The sequence below is a fragment of the Bradyrhizobium sp. MV1.5 genome, assembly GCF_055807615.1.
The window spans coordinates 1-653 of sequence record NZ_JBVVPL010000118.1; the positions used below are offsets into that span (position 1 = coordinate 1).

Annotated in this window: 1 protein-coding gene; it reads right to left on the reverse strand. The window is 57.9% G+C overall.

What is annotated here, in order from left to right; genetic code table 11:
• A partial coding sequence (locus AC0L2J_RS34760) for a flagellin N-terminal helical domain-containing protein (RefSeq protein WP_473251516.1) occupies positions 1 to 275 on the reverse strand: 275 nt, incomplete at its 3' end.
• Positions 276 to 653 lie beyond the last annotated feature (378 nt).

Genomic DNA, 653 nt, shown 5'->3' on the forward strand with positions numbered 1-653 from the left:
TTCGCAGAGTCGATCAGCTTCTGCAGCGAGGTGATGCCGGTGTTGGCGGCCTGCAGCACCTGCACGCCGTTGGCGATGCCATCGAGGAGATTGTTGATGTCGCTGGCGCGGTTGTCGAGCGACTGTGCGGTGAAGAAGTTGGTGGGATTGTCCAAGGCCGAGTTGACGCTCTTGCCGGTCGACAGGCGGCTCTGCGTGGTGGCGAGAAGATCAGCGGTGGACTGGAGGGAGAGCAGGTTCTGACGAACCGACGAGGAGAGAACAATACCGGACATTGAGTGTTACCCTTCTGGTACGCAACGCAACAAACTTCGATTAGGATTAATCGATGTCCGGGACGGTGAACGCAGACGGCTAACAAAGCATGAAGCGTGTCGCGCCAGTCCTTGCGTGGATTCACCATGTCCGCGATCGAAGCCGGATCTGGCTCGCTCATATCGTCATGATTGGATGACGCTTTTCCGTGCAGCGACGCGATGTTTGCAACTTGTCAACCATAACTGAGAGTGAGCAATCGGCTGCATCCGAATGCATCGTCTGCGCTTTGCCGCGGCACTTTGGTGCCGGCGCAAAAAGAAAGCGGCGGGGCCGAAGCCCCGCCGCCATAGTCGTCTTAAGATGTCGTCCGCTTGTTAGCGGAGCAGCTGCAGCAC